22 protein-coding genes and 1 tRNA gene are annotated in these 19,069 nt (G+C 56.3%); 10 read left to right on the top strand and 13 right to left on the bottom strand.

Translation table 11 applies throughout. The features are described from left to right. Positions 1–4 precede the first annotated feature (4 nt). A complete protein-coding gene (locus tag WEB54_RS03730) occupies positions 5–799 on the top strand; it encodes a CsiV family protein (RefSeq protein ID WP_368053370.1) in 795 nt (264 codons plus the stop codon). A 104-nt stretch (positions 800–903) separates the two neighbouring features. Here WEB54_RS03730 and WEB54_RS03725 read toward each other — a convergent pair whose 3' ends face one another. Together WEB54_RS03725 and WEB54_RS03720 are read right to left on the bottom strand one after the other, a co-directional pair. Continuing rightward, positions 904–1,656, bottom strand: coding sequence for an S-methyl-5'-thioinosine phosphorylase (locus WEB54_RS03725; RefSeq protein WP_368053368.1), 753 nt, complete (start codon positions 1,654–1,656; stop codon positions 904–906). A 131-nt stretch (positions 1,657–1,787) separates the two neighbouring features. Continuing rightward, positions 1,788–1,863 (bottom strand) — tRNA-Arg (locus WEB54_RS03720). A gap of 146 nt (positions 1,864–2,009) precedes the next feature. Between WEB54_RS03720 and WEB54_RS03715 the strand changes: the two genes are divergently transcribed. Continuing rightward, positions 2,010–2,555, top strand: coding sequence for a YecA family protein (locus tag WEB54_RS03715; protein WP_368053366.1), 546 nt, complete (start codon positions 2,010–2,012; stop codon positions 2,553–2,555). A gap of 198 nt (positions 2,556–2,753) precedes the next feature. Here the strand turns inward: WEB54_RS03715 and WEB54_RS03710 are convergent, their stop codons facing one another. The 3 genes from WEB54_RS03710 to WEB54_RS03700 form a co-directional block, all read right to left on the bottom strand. Further along, positions 2,754–3,059 carry a BolA family protein gene (locus WEB54_RS03710; RefSeq protein WP_368053364.1) on the bottom strand — a complete coding sequence of 102 codons (306 nt, stop codon included), beginning with the start codon at positions 3,057–3,059 and terminating at the stop codon, positions 2,754–2,756. A 98-nt stretch (positions 3,060–3,157) separates the two neighbouring features. Further along, positions 3,158–3,670, bottom strand: a complete 513-nt coding sequence (locus WEB54_RS03705; RefSeq protein ID WP_368053362.1) for an exonuclease domain-containing protein — start codon at positions 3,668–3,670, stop codon at positions 3,158–3,160. A 115-nt stretch (positions 3,671–3,785) separates the two neighbouring features. Continuing rightward, positions 3,786–5,504, bottom strand: a complete 1,719-nt coding sequence (locus WEB54_RS03700) for a protein-disulfide reductase DsbD family protein (protein WP_368053360.1) — start codon at positions 5,502–5,504, stop codon at positions 3,786–3,788. Between the two features lie 448 nt (positions 5,505–5,952). On the opposite strand from WEB54_RS03700, the gene WEB54_RS03695 reads away from it, so the two are divergent. Together WEB54_RS03695 and WEB54_RS03690 are read left to right on the top strand one after the other, a co-directional pair. Then, positions 5,953–7,149, top strand: a complete 1,197-nt coding sequence (locus WEB54_RS03695) for a transposase (RefSeq protein WP_368053358.1) — start codon at positions 5,953–5,955, stop codon at positions 7,147–7,149. Further along, complete coding sequence (locus WEB54_RS03690; protein WP_368053356.1) at positions 7,146–7,484, top strand: hypothetical protein; 339 nt, start codon at positions 7,146–7,148, stop codon at positions 7,482–7,484. The genes WEB54_RS03695 and WEB54_RS03690 overlap by 4 nt, the downstream gene beginning before the upstream one ends. Positions 7,485–7,487: 3 nt before the next feature. On the opposite strand, the gene WEB54_RS03685 is transcribed toward WEB54_RS03690, so the two are convergent. Then, complete coding sequence (locus WEB54_RS03685) at positions 7,488–8,036, bottom strand: sugar O-acetyltransferase (RefSeq protein ID WP_368053354.1); 549 nt, start codon at positions 8,034–8,036, stop codon at positions 7,488–7,490. Between the two features lie 141 nt (positions 8,037–8,177). Between WEB54_RS03685 and arsC the strand changes: the two genes are divergently transcribed. The 3 genes from arsC to WEB54_RS03670 are packed head-to-tail and all read left to right on the top strand — an operon-like array spanning position 8,178 to position 9,528. Beyond that, positions 8,178–8,525 carry an arsenate reductase (glutaredoxin) gene (gene arsC, locus WEB54_RS03680; protein ID WP_368053352.1) on the top strand — a complete coding sequence of 116 codons (348 nt, stop codon included), beginning with the start codon at positions 8,178–8,180 and terminating at the stop codon, positions 8,523–8,525. After that, positions 8,526–9,125, top strand: coding sequence for an NAD(P)H:quinone oxidoreductase (wrbA, locus tag WEB54_RS03675; protein WP_368053350.1), 600 nt, complete (start codon positions 8,526–8,528; stop codon positions 9,123–9,125). Next, positions 9,115–9,528 (top strand): DUF2069 domain-containing protein, encoded by a 414-nt coding sequence (locus tag WEB54_RS03670; protein ID WP_368053348.1) that lies wholly within the window; start codon positions 9,115–9,117, stop codon positions 9,526–9,528. The genes wrbA and WEB54_RS03670 overlap by 11 nt, the downstream gene beginning before the upstream one ends. Here the strand turns inward: WEB54_RS03670 and WEB54_RS03665 are convergent. Continuing rightward, positions 9,525–10,499 (bottom strand): GlxA family transcriptional regulator, encoded by a 975-nt coding sequence (locus WEB54_RS03665; protein ID WP_368053346.1) that lies wholly within the window; start codon positions 10,497–10,499, stop codon positions 9,525–9,527. The genes WEB54_RS03670 and WEB54_RS03665 overlap by 4 nt on opposite strands. Positions 10,500–10,633: 134 nt before the next feature. On the opposite strand from WEB54_RS03665, the gene WEB54_RS03660 reads away from it, so the two are divergent. From WEB54_RS03660 to WEB54_RS03650, 3 genes are all read left to right on the top strand, one after another. Then, positions 10,634–12,475, top strand: a complete 1,842-nt coding sequence (locus WEB54_RS03660; RefSeq protein WP_368053344.1) for a beta-ketoacyl synthase — start codon at positions 10,634–10,636, stop codon at positions 12,473–12,475. Between the two features lie 104 nt (positions 12,476–12,579). Beyond that, positions 12,580–12,738: a hypothetical protein gene (locus WEB54_RS03655; RefSeq protein WP_368053342.1), complete on the top strand. Its 159-nt coding sequence runs from the start codon at positions 12,580–12,582 to the stop codon at positions 12,736–12,738. After that, positions 12,735–13,892 (top strand): cation diffusion facilitator family transporter, encoded by a 1,158-nt coding sequence (locus WEB54_RS03650; protein ID WP_368053340.1) that lies wholly within the window; start codon positions 12,735–12,737, stop codon positions 13,890–13,892. The genes WEB54_RS03655 and WEB54_RS03650 overlap by 4 nt, the downstream gene beginning before the upstream one ends. A gap of 81 nt (positions 13,893–13,973) precedes the next feature. On the opposite strand, the gene WEB54_RS03645 is transcribed toward WEB54_RS03650, so the two are convergent. From WEB54_RS03645 to WEB54_RS03620, 6 genes are all read right to left on the bottom strand, one after another. Then, positions 13,974–14,357 carry a DUF2914 domain-containing protein gene (locus tag WEB54_RS03645; protein ID WP_368053338.1) on the bottom strand — a complete coding sequence of 128 codons (384 nt, stop codon included), beginning with the start codon at positions 14,355–14,357 and terminating at the stop codon, positions 13,974–13,976. Between the two features lie 48 nt (positions 14,358–14,405). Beyond that, positions 14,406–15,509, bottom strand: a complete 1,104-nt coding sequence (gene aroC, locus WEB54_RS03640; RefSeq protein WP_368053336.1) for a chorismate synthase — start codon at positions 15,507–15,509, stop codon at positions 14,406–14,408. Between the two features lie 134 nt (positions 15,510–15,643). Next, on the bottom strand, positions 15,644–16,585 hold the full coding sequence (prmB, locus tag WEB54_RS03635) for a 50S ribosomal protein L3 N(5)-glutamine methyltransferase (RefSeq protein ID WP_368053334.1): 942 nt from the start codon (positions 16,583–16,585) through the stop codon (positions 15,644–15,646). 102 nt (positions 16,586–16,687) lie between these two features. Further along, positions 16,688–17,320, bottom strand: coding sequence for a methyltransferase domain-containing protein (locus WEB54_RS03630; protein ID WP_368053332.1), 633 nt, complete (start codon positions 17,318–17,320; stop codon positions 16,688–16,690). Beyond that, complete coding sequence (locus WEB54_RS03625) at positions 17,317–18,147, bottom strand: alpha/beta fold hydrolase (RefSeq protein WP_368053330.1); 831 nt, start codon at positions 18,145–18,147, stop codon at positions 17,317–17,319. Before WEB54_RS03625 ends, WEB54_RS03630 begins: the two co-directional genes overlap by 4 nt. A 67-nt stretch (positions 18,148–18,214) precedes the next feature. Further along, entirely contained in the window at positions 18,215–19,018 is an 804-nt protein-coding gene (locus WEB54_RS03620; RefSeq protein ID WP_368053328.1) for an alpha/beta fold hydrolase, read from the bottom strand. Positions 19,019–19,069 lie beyond the last annotated feature (51 nt).

Genomic DNA, 19,069 nt, shown 5'->3' with positions numbered 1-19,069 from the left:
CTTCATGACCGTTCGAACGATCTGCATTATCCTGCTGACAGGCCTGATGTCACTCCCTGCCATGGCAGAATACGAGGGTAGCTGGTTTCAAATTGAAGTACTGATCTTCGAACAAACCGGCAATCGCCCGGAGAACCCGGAGCGCTGGCCAACCTATCCCAGCCTCGAACGACGCTCACCAACCCTGTCTGTCACCGAACCCGACGACGAGAGCTCGAGCGAACAATTATTGCCCGTTCCGTTCACCCCACTGAGCGAGCCCGAGTGGACACTCAGCGCAGAAAAAGTTGCTCTGGAAGAAAGCCGGAATTACCGGGTGTTACACCACCAGAGCTGGGTACAGCCAGTGCCGGGTAGGAACGACGTTATCCCGATACGCATTGACGCTGGTGAAGTCTACGGCAGCCAGCACGAACTTCAGGGGTACCTGGAACTCTACGTCGAGCGCTATCTGCACCTGACCACCGACCTGCAACTGGTACGCTACACTCAGACCGACAACCCTTTCCGGCTGATTGACGAAGACGCCAGTGCAGACAACAACACCTCGCCGTTTATGGGACTGAGCCTGGACCAGCAAGCCAGCGCTCTGGGCAGTGAAGTCTTCGACACCGAGATCATCACCTCCAACAATAACCAGTATTACGTCGCCACTGAAAGCATCGAAATGAAGCAGCGCCGGCGCATGCGCAGCACCGAGCTTCACTACATCGATAATCCGGAATTGGGCCTGCTGATATACATCGTCCCGATTGAGATCGACACACTGGACGATTCGAATCCGACAGAAGCGCCATAACGTTCGTAGTCACATCAGATCCTGAAATAATAAAAGCCAGCAAATGCTGGCTTTTATTATTTCATTTCGGTGCGCCGGAACTGAGCAGGCAGATCTGACTACAATCAATCGGCATAAAACCGATTAACAGCGGTCTGCACAATGCGTTTCACCCGCTCCATACCCGCCGCCAGGTTTTCATCGATTTCCTTGATGGTAATAACCCCCTCCCCTTTACCCGCCGCCGGATTCACCACAACCGACAAGCTGGCATAGCGCAACTTCAACTCCCGGGCAAGCGCAGCTTCAGGCATACCCGTCATACCCACCAGATCACAGCCGTCCTGCTCCATTCGGAAAATTTCAGCAACGGTTTCCAGCCTCGGGCCTTGCGTAGCGCCATAGACTCCGCCGTTAATAACCGGTTCAGAGACTTCTTTGGCCGAGCTGAGCAGCAACTGTCGCAGGCTCTCGGTGTAGGGGTAACTGAAGTCGACGTGGGTGACGCCGGAGAGTTCGCCTTCAAAGATGGTGCCATCACGACCGTGGGTATAATCAATGATCTGCACCGGCACCACCAGCGCCTGGCTGGTCATATTGCGCGTTATGCCACCGACCGCATTGATAGCAATCACATCGGTGGCATAGAGGTTCTGCAAGGCCCACAAATTGGCACGATAGTTAACCTGGTGGGGCGGTACCCGATGCGGGTGGCCATGACGCGCCAGAAACAGTACCCGATAACCATCCAGTTCGCCTTCAAGTATGGGGGCAGAAGGAGACCCAAACGGCGTCTGTACATCGTGAGCGTTGAAAATGGTAAGCCCCGGTAGCTGTGTCAGACCGGTCCCGCCTATGATTGCCAGTGTATCAGACATACCCTACCTCGTTTCCATTGACTGAAGCCTCTGGCGGATCCGGAAAACCGGCACTGCCCAGACAGGTTACGCTATTCTGAGGATGGCATCGACCCATGGGAGTCGAGCAGCCTGCCCCTAACGACAAATACTGGTCTCCCCGCCTGGACTCGAACCAGGATTTAAGCCTTAGGAGGGCCTCGTTCTATCCAGTTGAACTACGGGGAGCGACCGCACCATTGTAACGGCCCTCGCCAGACATGGAAACCCGTTTGCGAACAGCAACTTACCGTTATTCAACAAAGTCGAACGCGTATTCAACCGGGTGACTAACCCGCTATACTCTGCACTCACTAAATAGCGGAGCCTGCTCAATGACCTCAGAGACCGATCTCGACGCCCTGGCCGACTGGCTGGAAGATGACCAACGCGGCGAAGACTGTCTGGACATTCACGGTCTGCATGGCTATCTGACCGCACTGGTAATCGTCCAGGAACCCCTGACAGATGACTGGCTGAAAGACACCCTGGGGCAACCCCTGTCCGACCTGCCGGAAGCAGACGCTCAGCGCTACGCAGACAGCTGTGTAACGCTCTACCGTGAAATATCAGATGAACTCTATTCAGACGACCAGGTCGCACTCAGTTTCGAGCCAGACCCCGAATGGGAAGAGTCAGACATGCAGGCCTGGGCGGTTGGCTTCATGGAGGTGGTGTTTGCCCTGCCCGACCGCTTCACACATGCCAGCGAAGATGACCTGGCAATGCTGTTGTTGCCGATAGAAGTGGCCTCGGGTTTGTTTACCGACGAACCTGACTATCGGCCGCTGTATCGCAACAAAGCCCTGCTCAGCCAGATGTTCAATGACATTCCGGATATTCTGACCGACCTGTACCTGCTGCTTAACAGCCCCGCCTGAATCATCACTCAAGTTTCGGAGTTCGGGTTTGCAATGTTGCCGATGGTCCGTGCCAGGCACCGGGTGTACCTGTCCGGGGTCGGCGTAAACCCATCCATGGGGCCTAGACCGCAACATCCATGTTGCGGACTACCCCGGACAGGTACACCCGGTACCCGGCACTTGGTTAGGAGCGAACTCGGAAACTTGAGTTATCATTCACCCGATGCGGCTTCCACCCCGGCAGTCGGGTGAGGCCGGGGCTTGCCCCTGCCATTCATCGGGTGTGTAGGCATGGATGGCCAGGGCGTGAACCGGGCCGGCCAGCTCATCCTGAAGCAGCTGATAGATTTTCTGATGTCGCTGAACCGCGCGAATACCCGTGAACGCCTCGCTAACAATCTCAACCCGAAAGTGAGTTTCACTGTTCTCGGGTACCGAATGTTTGTGGCTTTCGTTTTCGACGGCCAAATGGCTCGGCTTAAGGGCCGCCAGCTTGGTTTCTATGGTGCATGCAACAGACATTACAGACTCGCTCGCAGTGGGATAACAGAATAAATCCGGGTGACAGTAACAGAAAATCGGGGCAAACCAAGCGGATTCAAGAGGCCGGAAAAGTTTGATCAGGGCCGCTTTAATTGCGCCTGATATTCCATCAGCGCCGTAGCTTCGAAGGTCATTTGCAGCAACCGGGCATCTTCACCTGCCCGGTGATGGCTGAGCGCGTTTTCCGCCCGTATTCTCTGTTTGGTGTTATCCCATACCGACAACTGGTATTCAGTAAGGACGCGCGGCAGCGTTTCAAGTCGAAACGTCATGGTACGACGAGCACAATAGTACAGAAGCGCCAGCCAACCGGAGTCGAAGCCCCAGCCATCGCTATACAGGATCTGACCTTCCAGCATTTCGTTAAGATGGTCGGCAATGGTGTCGACACCCAAGCCCTCCCGGGACAGTTGCTCCCGGGTAATACCATGCAGTTCAGCCGCCTTGTCATTCCAGTGGTCCCAATCTGACTCGGGACGCACCAGCCAGGACATTGCTTCGCCGGTTTCTGTTGCCACACCTATTTCGATCGGGTAACTACCCCGCCCGAATCCGGAAGCTTCAATATCAATAATGCCTGGCAATAACATCGGTGTGGGTCACTCTCTCCATTCAGTCGTTTTTGGGGTGCGGCTATCCTGGCCCTCTATGGTAAGGCTTCAGGCGGTAAACGCGGGCGGCACACCCTTGGTTAACGACGGCGTATCAGGACGCGGAAAAGGTGCGCTCAATCAGCCCGGGCGTTAACACCTGAGGCAACAATTGCACCGGTCCACCATCGCCGGGAAAGTAAGCATAGAGAGGAACACCCTGGCGGTCAAAGCGGGCAATCAAAGCATCGACCTCGGGCGAGGGTTTAGTCCAGTCGGCCCTCATCAACTGAATGCCCTGTTGTTTGACCAGTGTTTCGAACCGGTCGCCCGACAACGCCACATGCTCATTGGCTTTACAGGTGATGCACCAGGCGGCGGTAACATCCAGAAACACCGGTTGACCCAGCATTTGATAGCTGTCGAGCATGGCAGCGTCGTAAGGCTGCCAGATGTCTACCTGGGGGCGCTGGTCGAATACCATTACAAAGGCCAGTGCTACCAGCGCGACCCGAAGTCCGCTCTTGGCGAAACGCGCTACCAAGCCGTTGGCAGATGACACCGACAGAGCTGGCCAGATCGCCATGGTCAGCAAAATCAAGCCAACACCCACCGACAACAGCGCCGTAGTTCCCTGAATTTCAATCAGCACCCAGAGCAGCCACAGCACCGTGGCAAACAACGGAAAGGCCATTAACTGACGGAAGACGTTCATCCAGGCGCCCGGTTTCGGCAGTCGGCGCGCCAGACCCGGCAGATAGGTAATGGCCAGTATTGGCAACGCCATGCCAAAACCCATGGTCGCGAAAATCAGCAGTCCCACGGCTGGCGGCTGCAACAGCGCAAAGCCAATGGCCGATCCCATAAACGGCGCGGTACAGGGCGTAGCCACCAGCGTTGCAAGTACTCCGGTAAAAAAAGTACCCGATGCACCCGGCTTTTGAGTCAGCGTTTGCCCGGCACCCATCAGGCGCTGCCCGACTTCAACGTAACCCGCCATGGCCAGCGCCAATACATAGAACAGCAGAATCAGCCCGGCTACAAAGTACGGAGATTGCAACTGAAAGCCCCAGCCGACCCAGGCACCAAAATGCCGCAACAGCAACAGCACACTGGCTACCGCCATAAAACTGAGCACAACACCCAGGGTGTAGATCCAGCCATGAAGGCGTGAGTGATCGGTATCTTGCCCCCACTGAGCCAGGTGCATTGCCTTAAGCGACAGCACCGGGAATACGCAGGGCATCAAATTCAGGAGCAACCCGCCAAGCAGTGCAAATACCAGTGCCAGGGCCAGTGACAGACTGACCACGCCTGACCCGACCTGCCCGGTGGTATCAAAGGCGCCGCCGGGTACCGATCCGGCTGCGGAGTTGGCGGTCGTACCGGATACCTGTGCTGCCATGGCGTTACCGTTGATATCAAACACCCGGGTCTGGGGCGGATAACACAGACCGGCATCCGCACAGCCCTGATAAACCACCTCAACGATTCCCTGATCCGTCAACACCGGGTAATCTGCCGACATGGTGCCGTAATAGACCGGCATTATTTCCTTGAAGGTCTCGTCATATTTTTCCAGCACATTGAAGGACAGCACTCCCTCCCCTACCTCGGCGCCATCTCGGGTGTTTACCCGGTGCTGATCCCGATAGAGGTAATATTCATCCGCTATGTCCCAGTGCAATGACAACTGGCCACCGTTCCGCTCAACCGTTAACTCAAAGGCCTCGTCCACGGGCAGAAATTCCGATGCAACAACGTTGACAGTGCCCATCAGGCCGATCAGCAAGAAGACACACAGCGTCGGGATCTTGGCTAGTTGCTTCAACATTCAGTATTAACCTTGAGAATTCGTTGATTCGGGGTCACCCGGGGGTGACCAGTGTACCGGACACAGTCATCAATGCATCGCATAGTAAAAAAGTCACCTCCAGCGTTACCAGGCAGCTTTCGGCTTCTTTACCTTTGAACATGGCTATCGTGGCGAGGCTACCAGCCATAATACAGTGATCGCTATGACGGTTACCGCCCGGGGCGCATCGGGTACCGGCCAAAATTCGCTGTATCATCTCAACAGACAAACTGGTGTTGTCACGGTACTGAACAACTCGAACGCAATGTCCATTGCATAAACCCATTGAGTCCTGTCTAGCACGAGTAACCCGAAACGTCGCTTATTGCCGCATTGACGTCATCATTCCGTAAGAACCGGGTCATCTAAGTTGGAGGCGAGTGACGGCCGCCTTATACTGAATGTCATCAAAAAAGAGGAAACAGATATGTCCCTGGCAACAGGCCTTTTACAGTGGCAGTGGTGGCACCCGGTGGTCTATACGCTGATACTGACGCACATCACCATTATTGCGGTCACTGTTTTTCTGCATCGGCACTCAGCCCACCGGGCGTTGCAATTGCATCCGACCGTTAAACACGCCTTCCGGTTCTGGCTATGGCTGACCACCTCGATCAAAACAAAAGAATGGACGGCCATTCACCGCCGCCATCACGCGACCTGTGAAACTGAGCAGGACCCGCACAGCCCGCAAGTACTGGGTATCAAAAAAGTGTTGTTCGAAGGCTCGGAGCTGTACAAGAGCGCGGCCGATCCCGCAACCCTGGCTCGCTTTGGCAATGGCACGCCCGACGACTGGTTAGAACGCCATCTGTACAGTCACCCAGTCGGTAACTACCTCGGAATTGGCTCTATGGCGGCCATCAACATTGCCTTGTTTGGCCCTCTGGGCCTGACTATCTGGGCGGTACAAATGCTCTGGATTCCTATCTGGGCGGCAGGCGTCATCAATGGCCTGGCGCACTACTGGGGGTATCGCAATTTTGAAAGCCCGGATGCCGCACGAAACCTGGTGCCTATCGCTGCATTTATCGGCGGTGAAGAGTTGCATAACAACCACCACACCTACCCCAATTCGGCCCGGTTGTCATCGCGCTGGTATGAATTCGACATCGGCTGGTTTTATATTCGGACCTTGCAGACACTGGGCCTCGCCTGGGACATTCGCCAGGGACCGGTGGTTCATAAAATAGCCACCAAATCACTGATTGATGCTGATACAGCACTGGCCGCCGCCAACGACCGCTTCCACATCATGGCTCAATTTAAACGGCAAGTTCTGAAACGCACCATTCGCAACGATCGCCGCATAAAAGCATCGGCCGGAGCCCACTACCGCCGACTGGTACTGTGGATGTCGGAAAGCCAGGAACACTGGGATGATGCCCGTCACGACTGGATGAATAGCTTCTTTGAAAAACACCCGGAGTTGCGCACCCTGCACCGCCTTAAAGAGGAACTCAACCACATCTGGTCATTGCGCACCCGGTCCCGCGAGGAATTGATGACAGCGTTCAGAGCCTGGTGCGAGAAAGCCGATGCAGCCGGTGTTGAGGCACTGTCCGAGTTTTCAGCCATGTTGCGTCAGTACACCCTGAAACCTGCGGCAATCAGCATCCGATGACCGATACCAACGCTCTACTTCATGTCCTGGAAGGCCTGCGCCTGCGCCAGATGACAGCAACCTATAAAACAGTGGCCGAAACCATCGGCCTGACGCCCCCTGGTCAGATTCAGGCTCTGGCAATGTTACTGGAAGCTGTGCAAGAGGATGACGCCCGGCTCGGGCGACCCCAGCGCGCCGCCCTGGTAATACAGAATGGCAAAGACCCCATTCCCCGCCCCGGTTTTTTTCAGCAGTTAATTGCCCTGGGGGTCTATCAGGGCCGGGACCGGGGGGCGGAAGCTGCCATGTGGCATCAGAATGAAATTGAGCGTTTGTACGACCCCATTCTTTAGGGTTCAATCCGGCAGATCCTTTACCCATCGGGCCGGGTTACCCGCGACCAGAACGCGGGCTGGCACAGATTCACGAACCACTGAGCCCGCTGCGATGACGGCATGATCCCCCACCGTCACACCCGGTAAAATAATGCTCTGCCCTCCCACCCAGACATTTCGGCCAAGTGTGATGGGAGAAGCATACTCCTCTCCTTGTGCCCGCTGAGCCGCCGACAGCGGATGCGTCACGGTATAAAGATGTACCCCGGGGCCCAGCAGGCTGCTTTCGCCTATCTCGATCCAGGCGCTGTCCAGCAGAACACAGCCAAAATTCAGATAAACCCGATCGGCCAGTCGAATCTGGGTGCCATAGTCCGCCTGCACTCCGGGCTCGATAAAGGTGTGCTGACCACAGCGATCAAACAGAGCGGTCAGTCGCCGCAAATTCCCGGGCGTAGGCGCATGGCCGAACCGGGCACACCGCTCCCGTGCCTGGAAACGCAGCTGTCGCAATTCGGCATCCAGCGGGTTAAATACAGCGCCGCTGCGCATTTTCTCAAATTCAGTCATTGGGTATCCCTTGTGCCTTATGGTGTCACTCTGCTGCTTTACTCATTACAATCCCCTTCTGATTTTTCAGCTTGCCTTCTCACTTAAGTACCGGAAGACTCAGGCAAAACTGAAAACCCATTTTCTGACAGGATATCCGCCATGACCACCGCCGTCTTATATCACAATCCGCGTTGTTCCAAATCAAGGGAAGCCAAGGCATTGCTTGATGATAAAGGTGTCGACTACGAGGTCAGACTGTATCTCAGCGAACCCTTGTCAGTCGGGGAACTTCAGGCGCTGGTTAATCAGTTGGGTATTCCTGCCGCAGACGTCCTACGTCGCAAGGAAGCCGACTACGAGACAGCCGGGCTCGATAACAGCAGCAGCGAACAGCAGATTCTGGAAGCCATCGCCCGATTTCCCAAGCTACTGGAACGGCCCATACTGGTCACCGCCAAAGGGGCTCGCATTGGTCGCCCGCCCGAAGCCATTCGGGAGATTTTGTAAGTGCCCTACTTGCTGATTCTGTACTACAGCCGTCATGGCAGCCTGGCACAACTGGCAGAGGCCATCGCTTCAGGCGTTGATGAAGTGGCGGGGATCCAGTCCCGGCTGCGCACGGTCCCGGCCGTACGTGCAGACACTGAAGCCCCGGGTAATGACATACCCGATGAAGGCCCCCTGTTTTGCACACTCGACGATCTCGCCGGTTGTCACGGTCTGGCGCTCGGTTCACCTGGCCGTTTCGGCAATATGGCCGCATCGTTAAAGTACTTTCTTGAACAAAGCAGTTCACTGTGGGTGTCTGGAAAGCTGGTGGGCAAACCTGCCGGTGTGTTTACCAGTACAACGACCCCACATGGTGGCCAGGAATCGACTTTGCTGTCGATGATGATCCCCCTGTTGCACCATGGCATGATCATCACCGGGCTGCCCTTTACCGAAAAAACCCTGCACGATGGTTTTCACGGTGGCACACCCTACGGCAGCTCTCACGTCGCCGGGCCGTCACACCACCCATTAACCGACGACACTCGTCAACTGGCCAGAAACCAGGGAAAACGCCTGGCACAACTTGCACTGAAGGTAGCCGCTCATGACGGATGAAAAACGCCAGATCGTAAACATTAATCGTCGCCTGCGCACCAGCTACTGGCTAATGCTGGCCGCTATTTATGCCGGTGCGTTTCTGTACGGGCCCGCTTACAGCAGTATGCCTGTGGGTCAATGGATTGCGTCCTGTCTGGTTGTCGGGTTCTTTGTCAGCCTGCCCTTATTGATCGTTATCATGGTGGTAATTCGCCCTACTGCCGGCGGAGTTAGCTGGATGAGTTTTCTGCTGTTGGGTTATCTGATTTATGGCATTGTTCTGATCTTCTCGCCCCGCGGCCTGCTTGCTGGTTTAATGCTGACCGGCACCACGCTGAGCACCTTCATCTACGCTATTGCCTGGTTGCGTCCGCTTAAAAAGGCCGCCAAAGCCCGCGCAAAGACTAAACAGCCGGGTTAACCGGCTGCAAAAACCTTGCTGCGGACCACCTTGCGGTAGGCGCCAGGTGTCAGCGATAGCTTTTGCCGGAATATTTTTCCGAAATAGGCCGGGTTGCGGTAGCCACTGACTTCAGCCACTTCCGCCACGGTCAAATTGGTATCCCGCAGCAACTCCCGCGCATGTTCCAGACGCAGCCGCTGTACATATTCCATCGGGCTTTCGCCGGTCGCCAGCGAGAAACGTCGACTGAAATTACGCACAGACTGGTCCAGCAACATCGCCAGCGCCGTCACGGTAATGTCATCGGCCAGGTGCTGACGTACCCAGGATTGCACCAGACTAACCCCCTCGTCGTGATGAATGGCACCACCCGGTTCAAAATACGGGGTTGAAAAGGTTCGCTTTAATTCATGCATAAACTGGCGCTCAACCAGCGCCAACGCTTCCTTGCCATAGGTCTGTTCAATCAGGAACAACACCAGGTCCGTCTGGGAGTTGATCGATCCGGCGCAATAGATCCCCTCATCGTGAGTGACGAAATGATGACCTTCAAAGCGTATGTCCGGATATCGCCTGGCAAAACGATCCAGGTAATACCAATGCGTGGTGGCCACACGACCGCGAAGCAAGCTGGCTTCGGCTAAATGGCCCACACCGGTGCCGGTAGCCGCCAGCCTCGCCCCGCCCTGATATTGCCGTGCCAGCCAGCGCTGCAGCGTCTGGTTGCGTTGCAGCACTGGCCAGGGCGTGCCCCACAGGGGCGGTACAAACACCAGGTCAGCCTGATCGGCCTGTTCAAAACCGATGTCCGGAACAATGCGCAGACCACCGGCCAGCGTCGATGTTTGCGACGCGCCGACTACTTGTAAGGTCAGATTGTTCTGATGCCGGTGCCGGACTCTGTGCCGACTGGCGGCATAAAACATCTCCAGCGGCAGCGCGACACCTGTCATCAGGGCCTGCTCACACACAACAAAGGCAACTTTCATTGGCCAGGGTTCTCAAAAAAAGGATTTACAGCTTATTTTGAACATTATTAGGCTGAATTGTAATACCCGATAGCTGAGACAGACACTATAGTCTTGCGCATTGATTTTGGTTAACGAACCACAGGCGCTATTTCATGAAAAAACTTCCCGTCATCACCGGCTTCGGAGGCATCAACCCGGCCGGCCGTGTTTCAATGCATCACGCATACCGCCGCATGGTTCATGACGCATTGGACGACCAACAAATGGCGTCAACCTGGCAGGATCTGGCCCGCCTGATGAAGCTTGATCCGACGTCAACTGACCGGCAGACCCTGCTCGATGGCACCCTCATACGCCGCATCAACCCAGCCAGCCACTTCGACCCGGATGCCGTGCTCACGCATCGCAAAGCAACACTCAAACAGCCCGAAGGGCTTCGCTTTCAACTGAAGCGCTCTCAATTACCGAAGCCGCTGCCAGCTGGCTGGCAGGTCACCGACGCCAGCGTTGATCCGGTTGAGGTGCAGGTCGATCGGGACCTGGCCGTGCTGTTGCCCGAAACCTATCAGGCGAAAGTCTCCTCAGCGGGTACGCTGCCCGAGGGCTTTAACCCGGCCGACTACTACAACGCGGCGCACCATCCGCGTGGCCTGCAAATGGCGGTCTACGGCGCCTCCGATGCGGTCCGGTCGCTGGGCATGTCGTGGCAATCCGTGCTCGACCGGATCCGGCCGGACCAGGTATCGGTTTATGCTGGCTCGTCCATTTCGCAAATGGATCAGGCGGGCCTGAAAGGCTTGTACCAATCGCCGCTGACCGGCAATCGCATTACCTCGAAGATGATGCCGTTGTCGATGCCGGAAATGACCGCCGATTTCATCAACAGCTACATTCTCAACAGCGTCGGCAATACCGGCTCCAATGCTGGCGCCTGCGCCACCTTTTTGTATAACCTGCGCCAGGGCATTGCCGACATCGCAGCGGGCAAATGCCGTGTCGCCATCATAGGCAACTCGGAAGCGCCAGTGGTACCGGAGATTATGGAAGGCTTCCGCATCATGGGTGCCCTGGCTGAAGACGAACAACTCAGACAACTCGACAATAGCGACGTGACGGACAACCGCCGCGCCTGTCGGCCGTTCTCATCCAACGCCGGTTTCACCATGGCGGAATCCAGCCAGTTTGTGGTGCTGATGGACGATGAGCTAGCCCTGGAAACTGGCGCTACCATTTACGGCAGCGTTGCTGACGTTTTCGTCAATGCCGATGCCAACAAGAAATCCATTTCCGGACCCGGGGTCGGCAACTACATTACCCTGGCCAAAGCCACCTCACTGGCCCGCGCCATCCTGGGTGACGCAGGACTCCAGCGCACCTTTGTGATGGCCCATGGCACCGGTACACCACAAAACCGGGTCACCGAATCGCACATCTTTAACGAAGTCGCCAAGACCTTCGGCATCGAGAACTGGACCATATCGGCGATCAAGTCCTATGTCGGGCATTCACTGGGCCCTGCGGCGGGCGATCAGCTCACGGCCGCGCTGGGTGTCTGGGCTGAAGGCTGGGTTCCCGGTATTCGCACCATCGATCACATCGCTGACGACGTTAACCGGTCACACCTGAACATTCTGATGAACCACCATTACGCCGGTGATCACGGAGCCGATATGCTCGGTACCCTGATCAACTCGAAAGGCTTTGGCGGTAACAATGCCAGTGCACTGATCCTGTCGCCAGCCAGGACCCTGTCGCTGATGACAGAACGTCATGGCGACCGGGCCATGACCGACTGGCAGCATCGCAACGAGGCCGTCAGTGAGGCACAGCAACGCTACGACGCCGACACCCGGGAGCAGGGACTGAACGTGATGTACTCGTTCGGAGAATCCGTAATGTCCGACAAAGACCTGTCATTCGGCCGCAACAGTTTGACGCTGAGCCAGTTCAAAAATGCGATCGATTTACCCACGGTGAATCCGTTTACCCGGTAACCATATCCGCACCGCGCTGTCGGCCTAACCGGTTGCAGCGCTCTAAATCCCGGGTTGCCTGAGGTATACTGCGCGCCGAACTCAGCCAGCCCCGATTTAATACCATGAGCCATTCCCGTTTCGACAAATTCAAAACCGTCTTGCACCAGCACCAGCCTGATATGGCGCGGTATTGTAACCAGAAAGGGCTACCCTATCCGGAACTGGATGAAGATGGAGACATGATTCCTGCTACCGATGCTGCCTACCGGGGACGCGTATGAACGCCACCAATGACCAGCCTATTCTGAGCCGTGAGGCACGCAAGAAAGTCATCGACCGAACCAACTGGATCTGTGTCGCGGTGGATGCCATTGCCTTCGTGATTAAAATCGTGGTTGGCGTCAGCGTTAAATCACCGGCGCTGATCGCCGATGCCATGCACAGCCTCAGTGATCTGGCCGCCGACGTACCGCTGATCATTCTGGCCAAGGTCTCGCATCACGACGCCGACGCCGAACACCCCTACGGTCATGCCCGGTTTGAAACCCTGGGCACGGTTATGCTGGGTGGGCTGTTATTGGCGGTCGCAGCAGGCATTGCCTACGAGAGCATCCAGTTGTTTTTTGCGGATACCCGCCCGGAACCCAGCCTGGCCGCGCTCATCACCATTATCATTGCCCTGGCACTCAAAGAAGGCTTGTTTCATTACGCCATCAGACAATCTCGTCGTGCGCGCTCACCGTTATTGGAGGCAAACGCCTGGCACGCCCGTTCGGACAGTATGTCGTCTCTGGTGGTGCTGGTTGGGGTGATCGCCACCCTGCTGGGTTATCCAACGGTCGAGATCATAGCGGCTGTCATTGTCGCCGGGCTGATCGGCCACATGGGCATCACCCTGACCTGGAACGCGCTTCAGGAACTGGTAGATCGGGGTGTCGACCGCAAGCAGCAACAGGCGTATCTCGATGTGCTGGCGTCGGTGCCCGGGGTAAAAGACGTGCATATGCTGCGCACCAGAATGATGGGGCCGAGCGTGTTTATTGACGCCCACATTCAGGTAGGAGGCTATCTGAGTGTGTCGGAGGGGCATCAAATCAACGAATGGGCACTGCGGTCTATTAAGGAAAAATTCAGTGACGTCACCGACGTTACGCTGCACATCGATCATGAAAAAGATCTGGACGGCGACGTACCGACGCACCTGGCACCCCTGCGCCCGGCTATTGAAAACCTGCTGTTTGAGCGGGGTATACGCGATTATGACCGGCTGAATATTCATTATCACCGGCAAAAAGCGACTCTGGAAGTGTTCCTCCTACCGGGTCATAACATCGATGGATGGCGGAATCAGTGCGATGCCATCGTACAGGAAGTACCCTGGATTGATGCCATATATTTAAGCACCACTCTCCATACAAGCCGTGCACCAGATTGATAACCTGGCGTCCGGGCTTCACCAGCACTCAATCAGTTCTGGTGAAGCGCGGCAGGCAGATAGTTCGTCAGACAACCAAGGTTAACGATCAATCAGCACGCTGATGCTGTTGCGCGTGAGAATATTGCCGTTCGGACCGTGGACCTCAACCGTCCACAACCCATTCCATTCGGGCAGAAGCTCCTTGCTTGAGTAAACGCGCCAACGCGGGCCTTCCACCTGAAATTTAACATCCGCCATAATCTGGCCTTTGAAGCGCCAGCGATGCATCACTTCAGTGCCCTCCATGTCCACCAGCTCAGTGAAGTAAAACAAGGGGTTAATGTTGCTCGCTGTGGTGAGATGATCAACCGGTTCGCGGTCGGTAATGCCGCGGGTAAAATGGCTTCGAGCGACGTCGGCTATGGCCGCCATGGGCAAGGTCACAGCCAGTAGCACGACCAGCGCTTTTTGGGTAATTGTCATTCTGTACTCCCGACTTCTTATAGGTTGAGCCTGGTACCCATGCCTCGGTCAGGCACCGGCAACGCTCCCTGGAATGGGCGGCAACGGTGGTACTACGCCCGCATTCTGCGCCCGGTGGCGCAAAAAATGGTCCATCAGCACAATGGCCATCATGGCTTCAGCGATTGGCACGGCGCGTATGCCGACACAGGGATCATGCCGCCCCTTGGTGATCATTTCAATTGGCTCGCCACTGCGCGTGATGCTTTTGCCCGGCACAGTGATGCTCGATGTCGGTTTCAGCGCAATGTGCGCCTCAATCGCCTGACCCGTCGACAGACCGCCGACGATGCCACCGGCATGATTGCTCAGAAAACCTTCCGGCGACAGTTCATCCCGGTGATGACTGCCTTTCTGATTAACAACCTCAAAGCCATCGCCAATCTCAACCCCTTTAACCGCATTGATGCTCATCAGTGCATGCGCCAGATCAGCGTCGAGGCGATCGAAGATGGGCTCACCCAACCCTGGCATCAGCCCGGTCGCGCGCACGCTGATGCGAGCGCCAATGGAATCACCTTCTTTGCGCAGTGCCTGCATGTAGGCTTCCATTTCCGGCACTTTGTCCGGGTCGGGGCAAAAGAAGGGGTTGGCTTCAACCGCGCTCCAGTCGATCCGCTCGGCTTTGATCGGCCCCAGCTGACTCAGGTACCCCTGAATCTCAATACCCTGCTGTGCCAGAAACTGTTTGGCGATGGCACCGGCCGCCACGCGCATGGCTGTTTCACGCGCTGAACTGCGGCCGCCACCACGATAATCCCGGAAGCCGTACTTCTGGTCGTAGCCATAATCGGCATGCGCTGGCCGGTAGGTATTCATGATGTCGCTGTAGTCATTACTGCGCTGATTGGTGTTTTCAATCATCAGACCAATGGGTGTACCCGTGGTGCGGCCTTCAAACACGCCACTCAGAATGCGAATGATGTCGTCTTCGCGACGCTGCGTGGTGTAGCGACTGGTACCCGGTTTGCGCCGGTCCAGGTCATGTTGCAGAACGGCTTCGTTCAGCTCGAGCCCCGGAGGGCAACCATCAACAATGGCACCCAGAGCCGGGCCGTGACTTTCGCCAAAGGTGGTTACCGTGAACAAGGTGCCGTAGGTATTTCCAGACATGAGCGTGCATCACTCCATCAAAACCGGCCTGAGTACAGGCCAAAAAATTGCAGGGCTGCTGTCACCAACAGCCAATTCAGTCGATCACCGCTATTCACGCAACGTTGCTGGTGTACTCCGTTGTACGACGGTATTTACTTGAAATTCAACCTGAGTTCAGACGCCGACACCAGAAAAACCCCATGCCCGCCCCGGTCAAATTCCGGCCAGATCAGATTCATTTCAGGATAGGCGGTCATCAGGACACCAAAGCTGTTGCCCACTTCACAGACCAGCCAGCCATCGTCCGATAAATAGTCTGCCGCTTCGCGGAGAATGCGATGCACCAGTTCCAGACCATCGGGCCCTGCCGCCAACCCCAGCCTTGGTTCATGATGAAACTCGGCCGGCATGGTGTCGAGATCATCTTCATCGACATAGGGTGGGTTGGCAACGATCAGATCGTAGGTTCCGTCTTCCAGCGCGGCAAACAAATCGCCCTGAAAAACTCTGACCTGATAGCCCAGATCTTTTTGATCCACATTATCGACCGCAATCGAAACCGCCGCCTCACTGAGATCAGTCAAATCAACACTGGCGTCGGGAAATGCCCGCGCCATAGCAATGCCTATGCAACCACTGCCCGTACACAGATCCAGTATCCTGCCCGGTGATTGCTGCAGCCAGGGTGTAAAGTGCGTTTCAATGAGTTCCGCGATGGGGGACCTGGGAATAAGAACATCTGGGTTAACCCGAAACGGCTCGCCACAAAACCAGGCCTCTTCCAGCAGATAAGCCGTTGGCATTCGTTCCAGACAACGCCGTGCAATCAGCGACCAGAGCATTCGACGCTCACGCGGCAACAGGGTTGCCGAGAGCACCTCGGCCGGTGCATCCCAATTAAGATCAAGCGCGCGCAAGCAGAGAAACACAGATTCATCCCAGGCTGACTCGAAACCATGCCCGAAAAAGACCTGATGTGCATCCATGGCGCTGGCGGCAAACCGCACCCAGTCGCCCAGGCGCGTGAAATGCTGAACACACTCGGATTGGTCGTCAGCACTGGAAAAATTGACCGCAATATCGGTTAAAGCCATTTAAAATTAGGTTCCGGACGATGATAGGTAACGCGAAGTATACCTTGAGCCGACCGATAACTTTAGCCGGTCATCGAAATTCACCGACGGGAGGCCAGCAGATTACTGCTTGAGCAAAGAAAAGGTTGCGGTCTGGGTCGGCGCACCCAGTTCAGGGTCGGTTTCACCGATGCCTGCGAACCGCACCGCATAACCATTACGCGCGGCCACACCACGCGACCAGTGCATAAACTTCTGCCGATCCCATTCGAATTTGTGATCCGCCTCCCTAAACTCTCCCGGCGCCAGTCCGAGCAAGGGGTTATATTCCCGGTTCGGTGTCGTCATAATCAATCGGTGTGGTCTCATCTGACCAAACACCGCGTGCTCGACCCGGGAAAGATCGTTCGGCTTAACATGCTCGATGGTTTCCACCATGGCGGCCATATCAAAACCCGTCAGAGCAGGGTGCGGTTCGGCGTAGGAACCGGCCACCAGTTTCAGCCGACCGCTGGACAGACTGTCGGCGAACATGTTGCGCGCGACAGCCAAGCCAACACCCGAGGATTCCAGGCCGACCAGGTACTCAAACTGCGGATCGTTAATCAACCGGACCAGCAAGGCACCTGAGCCGCAGCCCAGGTCCAGCACACGTCGAGCACCACTGTCCCGGATTTGTCGATGCACGCTGTCCAGACGCTCCTCGTGCAGCGGCGAGGTTCCGGGTACTGCGTTGGAAAGATCGGCTAAATTCAAGTTTCATCCTCTCCCGAAGCGTTAAGATCCGTCGCTTGCGCGCGCGAATCGGCGGTAATTGACGAATGGGGCTCAAGCAGGGTGTTAATCCAATGGGCTATGGGTGCCGGATTTTCCATGTGAGCGTGATGTCCCCCGCCGAAGCGTGCCAGTGACAATGAAGCGATACAGCCCAGCCTGCCATCCAACACAGACGACGCCCGCCCAAGTGGGCTGTCTTCAAACAAGGCCAGATCCAGTGGGCATTCTATACGACCCAACAATGCCTGCACCTGATTTTCTGTCATTCGCCAGGCGCTGTCCTGCCGGAGTCGGCGATCATAACGGTGGTACCAGCCGCTGTCACCCAACCCCACACCCCGTTTGGACAGCATCCGGGCACTGGCATGTGACAACGGAAAACGCCCGCCCACCCGCACCTGCCACAGGGCGTCGGGGGTTGCGTAGTAACGCCGGCCACCGGGTTTGGCCTGGCGTTGCTGGTAATTGCGCCGCAACCGGTCCAGATTGCCATCATCGGTATCGGTCAGCGGCCCCAGCGCGTCCAGACAAATCAATCGCTCAATACGCGGGTCAAAAGCAGCCAGCATTTGCGCCAGAATAGCCCCCAGAGAATGCCCCAGCAGGGTGTAGCGCTCCCAGTTCAATTCATCCAGCAATCGCCCCAGCACTGGCAACCACTGAGTGATGGACCAGCCGTCCACCATGGCCAGAGGCGCCGACGCGCCGTGGCCGGGAAGATCCAGCGCCCAAATCTCGACATCGGGCAGTTCTCCGGATAGGGGTTTAAAACTGAAGGCATTGTCCAGAAAGCCGTGCAGTGCCAAAACCGGCCTTCCCCGCCCCAACACGACGCCTTGAACTTGCCCGCCTAACAGGGAAACTGACCTCATCTCAGGCGGCCTGATGGGTGTTCAGACGGTGAATCAGCGATAACACCGTTGCGGCGGTCTCATCCGGGTGTTCCAGTGGAAACATATGGCTGCCTGGCAACCGGGTCCCGACCAGATTCAGTTTCTGCTTCATCCGCAAGTACTGATGCTTGCGCACGGTATCGGTATCGCGCCCCAGAATAACACCGCCCGGTACCTGCAATTGCCCGGGCCGAACCCAGAGGGTGTGTGGTACGGTTCGGAAAATGGCCAGCTCAACCGGAACCTCAAAGGATAATTCAACCGTCCCGTCGGCATTGGTTCGGGTCGCGCAAGCCAGGTAATCCTGAATACAGTCCTGATGAAAGTGCCGGAACAGGTCACGTGTCTGAAAGTAGGATCGGGCTTCGTCAACACTGGGCCAGGTACGCCGCCGGTGCTTCGACCGCCCCGCCGGGGTCAGATTGTCAATCAGACCCAGTGCCTTGACGCTGCGCACCACCCAGCTTTCAAACCGGCTGAACAGCGGCACATCGAGCATGATAATGCTGGAAAACAGATCCGGGCGCTCCAGCGCGGCCATAATGGTCAGACCACCGCCCAGAGAATGGCCCAGACCAATGACTGGCCGATCACACTGGCGCTCAATGTTGTCGATCAGTTGCCGTTTCAGGTGAGGCCAGTTATTGGTTACCGGATAATGCGGATCGTGGCCTATTAACGGCAGTGTTTTTAGGTCAACATGAGGCGTTAGGCCATCCAGCATGCGACGGTAAGTAGCAGACGGAAAGCCATTGGCGTGTGCGAAATGCAGTTGGGGTTTCATAACAACCAAAAATTAACAGACCAGAGGACAATCTACCCCAGCCACCCGCTG

This window comes from Saccharospirillum sp. (genome assembly GCF_040881935.1).
GTDB lineage: Bacteria > Pseudomonadota > Gammaproteobacteria > Pseudomonadales > Natronospirillaceae > Saccharospirillum.
The sequence above is the reverse complement of the archived record's forward strand: the minus strand, read 5'-3'. Positions and strand labels throughout refer to the sequence as shown.